The organism is Pseudomonas sp. RC4D1 (assembly GCF_018390395.1).
Lineage (GTDB): Bacteria > Pseudomonadota > Gammaproteobacteria > Pseudomonadales > Pseudomonadaceae > Aquipseudomonas > Aquipseudomonas danubii.
This window is the reverse complement of record NZ_JAHBAW010000001.1, coordinates 2,515,161-2,522,500: the sequence shown is the minus strand read 5'-3', so window position 1 is coordinate 2,522,500 and position 7,340 is coordinate 2,515,161. Positions and strand designations below refer to the sequence as shown.

Below are 7,340 nucleotides of genomic sequence, written 5' to 3'. Positions count from 1 at the left end.
GTTAGAGCGCACCCCTGATAAGGGTGAGGTCGGCAGTTCGAATCTGCCCAGACCCACCAATTTTGTTATGGGGCCATAGCTCAGCTGGGAGAGCGCCTGCCTTGCACGCAGGAGGTCAGCGGTTCGATCCCGCTTGGCTCCACCATAAACTGCTTCTGAAAGCTTAGAAATGAGCATTCTGCTTGAATGTTGATTTCTAGTCTTTTGATTAGATCGTTCTTTAAAAATTTGGGTATGTGATAGAAAGATAGACTGAACGTTACTTTCACTGGTAACGGATCAGGCTAAGGTAAAATTTGTGAGTTAAATTGCAAATTTTCGGCGAATGTCGTCTTCATAGTATAACCAGATTGCTTGGGGTTATATGGTCAAGTGAAGAAGCGCATACGGTGGATGCCTTGGCAGTCAGAGGCGATGAAAGACGTGGTAGCCTGCGATAAGCTTCGGGGAGTCGGCAAACAGACTTTGATCCGGAGATCTCTGAATGGGGGAACCCAGCCATCATAAGATGGTTATCTTGTACTGAATACATAGGTGCAAGAGGCGAACCAGGGGAACTGAAACATCTAAGTACCCTGAGGAAAAGAAATCAACCGAGATTCCCTTAGTAGTGGCGAGCGAACGGGGACTAGCCCTTAAGTGGCTTTGAGATTAGCGGAACGCTCTGGAAAGTGCGGCCATAGTGGGTGATAGCCCTGTACGCGAAAATCTCTTAATCATGAAATCGAGTAGGACGGGGCACGAGAAACCTTGTCTGAATATGGGGGGACCATCCTCCAAGGCTAAATACTACTGACTGACCGATAGTGAACTAGTACCGTGAGGGAAAGGCGAAAAGAACCCCGGAGAGGGGAGTGAAATAGATCCTGAAACCGTATGCGTACAAGCAGTGGGAGCAGACTTTGTTCTGTGACTGCGTACCTTTTGTATAATGGGTCAGCGACTTATTTTCAGTGGCGAGCTTAACCGAATAGGGGAGGCGTAGCGAAAGCGAGTCTTAATAGGGCGTCTAGTCGCTGGGAATAGACCCGAAACCGGGCGATCTATCCATGGGCAGGTTGAAGGTTAGGTAACACTGACTGGAGGACCGAACCGACTACCGTTGAAAAGTTAGCGGATGACCTGTGGATCGGAGTGAAAGGCTAATCAAGCTCGGAGATAGCTGGTTCTCCTCGAAAGCTATTTAGGTAGCGCCTCATGTATCACTGTAGGGGGTAGAGCACTGTTTCGGCTAGGGGGTCATCCCGACTTACCAAACCGATGCAAACTCCGAATACCTACAAGTGCCGAGCATGGGAGACACACGGCGGGTGCTAACGTCCGTCGTGAAAAGGGAAACAACCCAGACCGTCAGCTAAGGTCCCAAAGTTATGGTTAAGTGGGAAACGATGTGGGAAGGCTTAGACAGCTAGGAGGTTGGCTTAGAAGCAGCCACCCTTTAAAGAAAGCGTAATAGCTCACTAGTCGAGTCGGCCTGCGCGGAAGATGTAACGGGGCTCAAACCATACACCGAAGCTACGGGTATCACGTAAGTGATGCGGTAGAGGAGCGTTCTGTAAGCCTGTGAAGGTGAGTTGAGAAGCTTGCTGGAGGTATCAGAAGTGCGAATGCTGACATGAGTAACGACAATGGGTGTGAAAAACACCCACGCCGAAAGACCAAGGTTTCCTGCGCAACGTTAATCGACGCAGGGTTAGTCGGTCCCTAAGGCGAGGCTGAAAAGCGTAGTCGATGGAAAACAGGTTAATATTCCTGTACTTCTAGTTATTGCGATGGAGGGACGGAGAAGGCTAGGCCAGCTTGGCGTTGGTTGTCCAAGTTTAAGGTGGTAGGCTGGAATCTTAGGTAAATCCGGGGTTCTAAGGCCGAGAGCTGATGACGAGTTACCTTTTAGGTGACGAAGTGGTTGATGCCATGCTTCCAAGAAAAGCTTCTAAGCTTCAGATAACTAGGAACCGTACCCCAAACCGACACAGGTGGTTGGGTAGAGAATACCAAGGCGCTTGAGAGAACTCGGGTGAAGGAACTAGGCAAAATGGCACCGTAACTTCGGGAGAAGGTGCGCCGGTGAGGGTGAAGGACTTGCTCCGTAAGCTCATGCCGGTCGAAGATACCAGGCCGCTGCGACTGTTTATTAAAAACACAGCACTCTGCAAACACGAAAGTGGACGTATAGGGTGTGACGCCTGCCCGGTGCCGGAAGGTTAATTGATGGGGTTAGCTAACGCGAAGCTCTTGATCGAAGCCCCGGTAAACGGCGGCCGTAACTATAACGGTCCTAAGGTAGCGAAATTCCTTGTCGGGTAAGTTCCGACCTGCACGAATGGCGTAACGATGGCGGCGCTGTCTCCACCCGAGACTCAGTGAAATTGAAATCGCTGTGAAGATGCAGTGTATCCGCGGCTAGACGGAAAGACCCCGTGAACCTTTACTATAGCTTTGCACTGGACTTTGAATTTGCTTGTGTAGGATAGGTGGGAGGCTTTGAAGCGTGAACGCCAGTTTGCGTGGAGCCATCCTTGAAATACCACCCTGGCAACTTTGAGGTTCTAACTCAGGTCCGTTATCCGGATCGAGGACAGTGTATGGTGGGTAGTTTGACTGGGGCGGTCTCCTCCTAAAGAGTAACGGAGGAGTACGAAGGTGCGCTCAGACCGGTCGGAAATCGGTCGTAGAGTATAAAGGCAAAAGCGCGCTTGACTGCGAGACAGACACGTCGAGCAGGTACGAAAGTAGGTCTTAGTGATCCGGTGGTTCTGTATGGAAGGGCCATCGCTCAACGGATAAAAGGTACTCCGGGGATAACAGGCTGATACCGCCCAAGAGTTCATATCGACGGCGGTGTTTGGCACCTCGATGTCGGCTCATCACATCCTGGGGCTGAAGCCGGTCCCAAGGGTATGGCTGTTCGCCATTTAAAGTGGTACGCGAGCTGGGTTTAGAACGTCGTGAGACAGTTCGGTCCCTATCTGCCGTGGACGTTTGAGATTTGAGAGGGGCTGCTCCTAGTACGAGAGGACCGGAGTGGACGAACCTCTGGTGTTCCGGTTGTCACGCCAGTGGCATTGCCGGGTAGCTATGTTCGGAAAAGATAACCGCTGAAAGCATCTAAGCGGGAAACTTGCCTCAAGATGAGATCTCACTGGGATCTTGAATCCCCTAAAGGGCCGTCGAAGACTACGACGTTGATAGGTTGGGTGTGTAAGCGCTGTGAGGCGTTGAGCTAACCAATACTAATTGCCCGTGAGGCTTGACCATATAACACCCAAGCAATTTGCGAACTCGAAAGAGACCAGATTGCGGTGTGTGAAGACGAAACAAACCGAAAGTTTGCACAACACACAAATCTATTACATACCCATTCGCTGGCACGTTGCATCAGCAACGGACTGGCTACCGAATTTCTTGACGACCATAGAGCGTTGGAACCACCTGATCCCATCCCGAACTCAGAAGTGAAACGATGCATCGCCGATGGTAGTGTGGGGTTTCCCCATGTGAGAGTAGGTCATCGTCAAGATTAAATTCCGAAACCCCAATTGCGAAAGCAATTGGGGTTTTGTTTTTGCGTGGAGAAAAATTGCTCTTATTCGCAAACAAAATTGCACAGTTATTTTCGAATTGGAACACTAGAATAGCCGCTACTTTTTCCAATTCCAGAGCCCTCTATGCCAGATCCGGTTGACGCCCCCGGGTTGTCAGAACTACCACTGGACGACCTGGTTGCCTGCCATGAGTGCGACTTGCTGATGCGCAAGCCAACGCTCGCCCTTGGCGAGAAAGCCCAGTGCCCGCGTTGTGGCTATGAGCTGTATGCCCATCGGCACAATGTGGTCGAACGCAGCCTGGCTCTGGTAATCGCCGCCTTATTGCTCTACGTGCCGGCGAACTTTCTACCCATCATGCAGCTCAATCTATTGGGACAGTCTTCCGAAGATACGGTCTGGAGTGGGGTACAAGGCCTGTTCGATACCGGCATGGAAGGCGTAGCGCTGGTGGTATTCCTGTGCAGCATGGGCATTCCATTGCTCAAGTTGATTTGCCAACTTCTGGTGCTTCTAAGTATCCGCTGGAACATCGGCCGTAGTTACGGTTTGCTGCTCTATCGCATTTATCACCATTTGCGCGATTGGGGCATGCTCGAGGTCTACTTGATGGGCGTACTGGTGGCCATCGTCAAGTTGGCCGACATGGCCTCCATCACCGTAGGCCTGGGGCTGGTGTGTTTCATCAGTCTGTTGTTGGTGCAGGTCTGGCTGGAAGTGGTGATGTCGCCTCATCAGGTCTGGCAGGCGCTATCGGGAGAAGACATACATGCGGGCCATTGATGCAGGCATTCTGATTTGCACTGAATGCCATGAATTGAACCGGCAGGAGGCTGACAGCGACGGGCAGACCTGCACTCGTTGCGGAGCTTCGGTATACCCACGGCGCCCCAACAGCATCCTGCGTACCTGGGCCCTGCTGCTTACCGCCGCCATTCTCTATATACCCGCCAATGTCCTGCCGATCATGACCGTCAGCTCGCTGGGCCAGGGCGACCCGAGCACCATCATGTCCGGGGTGATCCAGCTGGTGCAGCATGGAATGTTCCCCATCGCCGCCGTGGTGTTTGTCGCCAGTATTCTGGTGCCTACCTTCAAACTGGTGGGCATTGCCCTGTTGCTGTTCTCGGTGCAGCGTCACCAGCCACTGTCAGCGCGGCAACGGATTATCATGTACCGCTTTATCGAGTTCATCGGTCGTTGGTCGATGCTGGATATTTTCGTCATCGCCATTCTGGTGGCGGTGGTCAACTTTGGCCGGCTGGCCAGTATCGAGGCCAATCTCGGTGCGGTCGCCTTTGCCAGCGTGGTGATCCTGACCATGCTGGCCGCAGTAACTTTTGATCCCCGACTGATCTGGGATAACACGGAGTCGGACGACGACCATGAGTGATTTGCCTACCGCCAAAACCCGCCCGGCCTCCAACTGGTCGGCCATCTGGGTGCTGCCCCTGATTGCCTTGATCATCGGTGGCTGGCTGGGTTGGCGTGCCTACAGCCAGACCGGTATCGAGATCCAGTTGCGCTTTGAAAGCGGCGAAGGAATACAGGCCAACAAGACCGAAGTGGTCTACAAAGGCATGCCTGTGGGTAAGGTCAAGACTCTGGCTCTGGACGATGAGGGCAACTCCAAGGGGGTGATTGCCACGGTCGAAATGAACAAGGATGTCGAACAGTACCTGAAGACCAACACCCGCTTCTGGCTGGTCAAGCCCAGTGTCAGCCTGGCCGGGATCACCGGTCTGGAAACCCTGGTCTCAGGCAATTACATCGCGGTCAATCCCGGAGAAGGAGAGCCCACGCGCAAGTTCAAGGCCCTGGCTGAAGAGCCGCCGTTATCGGATGCCAAGCCTGGTCTGCACCTGACCATCAAGGCCGAACGCCTGGGGTCGTTGAGCCGCGGCAGTCCGGTCTTCTACAAACAAATCCAGGTCGGACAGATCAAGAGCTTCCTGCTTTCCGAGGATCAGAACACAGTCGAGCTCAAGGTCTACATCGAACCGACCTACGCCAATCTGGTGCGCAAACACACGCGTTTCTGGAACGCCAGCGGCATCAGCATCGACGCCAATCTGTCCGGGGTAAAGGTGCGCAGTGAGTCCCTGTCCAGCATAGTGGCCGGCGGTATCGCGTTCGCCACTCCGGAAAATCGCAGGGACAGCCCGCCCACCGACCCGAGCCTGCCGTTCCGCCTATACGAAGATTTCGATGCCGCCCAGGCGGGCATCCGGGTCAAGGTCAAACTCACCGATTTCGAAGGCCTGCAGGCAGGGCGCACGCCTGTGATGTACAAAGGCATCCAGGTGGGCAGCCTGAAAGCACTGAAGGTCGACTCCGACCTGACTAGTGCCACCGCCGAGCTGACCCTCGATCCACTGGCCGAGGACTATCTGGTCCAGGGCACTCAGTTCTGGACCGTCAAACCCTCGATCTCCCTGGCGGGTATCACGGGGCTCGAGGCCTTGGTGAAAGGCAACTACATCGCCATTCGCCCCGGTGACAAGGGCGCCGCCCCCCAGCGCGAGTTCGAGGCGCGGGCCAAGGCCCCGCCCCTGGACCTGCGGGCACCCGGCCTGCACATGGTGCTGTTTACCGACAATCTCGGCTCCCTGGAGGTGGGCAGCCCGATTCTCTACAAACAGGTCAAGGTCGGTTCGGTGCAGAGCTACCAGTTCTCCCACACCCGCAAGCAAGTGGTGATCGGTGTTCATATCGAGAAAGAATACGAGGGACTGGTCAACGGCTCGACGCGCTTCTGGAACGTCAGTGGCATAACCCTTACGGGCGGTCTCACTGGCGGTATCCAGATCAAGAGTGAGTCGCTACAAAGCCTGATGGCCGGTGGTATCGCCTTCGAGACGCCGCTGCCCAACGTGCCACTGAAAAAACGCATTCCGCGTTTCCGTCTGTTCGCCAATCAGGAAGAGGCGGCGCAGCGTGGCACCCTGATCAACATCAAGGTTGATCGCGCCGACGGGCTGCGCGCCGGAACGCCGGTGCGCTTCAAGGGCCTGGATGTGGGCAAACTGGAAGAAGTGACCCTCAGCGCCGACCTGCAATCGGTGATGCTCAAGGCGCGGATCACCGAAGTGCCGGAACGTATTGCTCGGGTCGGCAGCCAGTTCTGGGTGGTCAAGCCGGAACTGGGGCTGATGAAGACCTCGAACCTGGAAACCCTGGTGACCGGTCAATACATCGAAGTTCAGCCCGCGGCGAAGAACCAGGGCGTGCAAACCAGCTTTGTCGCCTTGCCGCAGCCACCGGAAGCCAGCTCCCAGGAAGCGGGTCTGAGCCTGGTGCTGAGTGCTGCTCGCCGTGGTTCGCTGAAGGTGGGTGTCCCAGTGACTTACCGGGAAGTGACCGTGGGCAAGGTCACCGGCTACGAACTGGGACAGACCGCCGACCGGGTACTGATCCATATCCTCATCGAACCCAAGTACGCGCCGTTGATTCGTGGTGGCACGCGCTTCTGGAACAGCAGCGGATTTGGTGTGGACTTTGGCCTGTTCAAGGGCGCCACAGTGCGCACCGAATCCCTGGAAACCCTGATCCAGGGCGGCATTGCCTTCGCCACCCCGGATGGCGAACGCATGGGCAACCCGGCCCGTCCCCAGCAGACCTTCCCGCTGTTCGACAAGTTCGAGGATGAATGGCTGACCTGGGCTCCCAAGATCCCCCTGGGTAAGTAACCCTGTTGTAGGAGCCGGCTTGCCGGCGAAGAGGCCCTCAAGTCCTGCGTTCTTCTAGAGGACGCCTTCGCTGGCAAGCCAGCTCCTACAAAAGCTATCCAATAAA

The 7,340-nt window shown here is 54.9% G+C and carries 3 protein-coding genes, 2 tRNA genes and 2 rRNA genes (1 of these 7 only partly in view); all 7 read left to right on the top strand.

Features of this window, described 5'->3' with window-relative positions:
• Positions 1 to 59 (top strand) — tRNA-Ile (locus tag KHO49_RS11625); it begins 18 nt to the left of the window's first position.
• Positions 60 to 69: 10 nt separating this feature from the next.
• Positions 70 to 145: transfer RNA gene (locus KHO49_RS11620), tRNA-Ala, on the top strand.
• A 221-nt stretch (positions 146 to 366) separates the two neighbouring features.
• Positions 367 to 3,258, top strand: a 23S ribosomal RNA gene (locus KHO49_RS11615).
• Positions 3,259 to 3,404: 146 nt separating this feature from the next.
• Positions 3,405 to 3,520, top strand: a 5S ribosomal RNA gene (gene rrf / locus KHO49_RS11610).
• A 148-nt stretch (positions 3,521 to 3,668) separates the two neighbouring features.
• Positions 3,669 to 4,328, top strand: coding sequence for a paraquat-inducible protein A (locus KHO49_RS11605; protein ID WP_110652189.1), 660 nt, complete (start codon positions 3,669 to 3,671; stop codon positions 4,326 to 4,328).
• Complete coding sequence (locus KHO49_RS11600) at positions 4,315 to 4,938, top strand: paraquat-inducible protein A (RefSeq protein WP_110596289.1); 624 nt, start codon at positions 4,315 to 4,317, stop codon at positions 4,936 to 4,938. Before KHO49_RS11605 ends, KHO49_RS11600 begins: the two co-directional genes overlap by 14 nt.
• Positions 4,931 to 7,234, top strand: coding sequence for a PqiB family protein (locus KHO49_RS11595; protein ID WP_102880983.1), 2,304 nt, complete (start codon positions 4,931 to 4,933; stop codon positions 7,232 to 7,234). The genes KHO49_RS11600 and KHO49_RS11595 overlap by 8 nt, the downstream gene beginning before the upstream one ends.
• Positions 7,235 to 7,340: the final 106 nt, after the last annotated feature.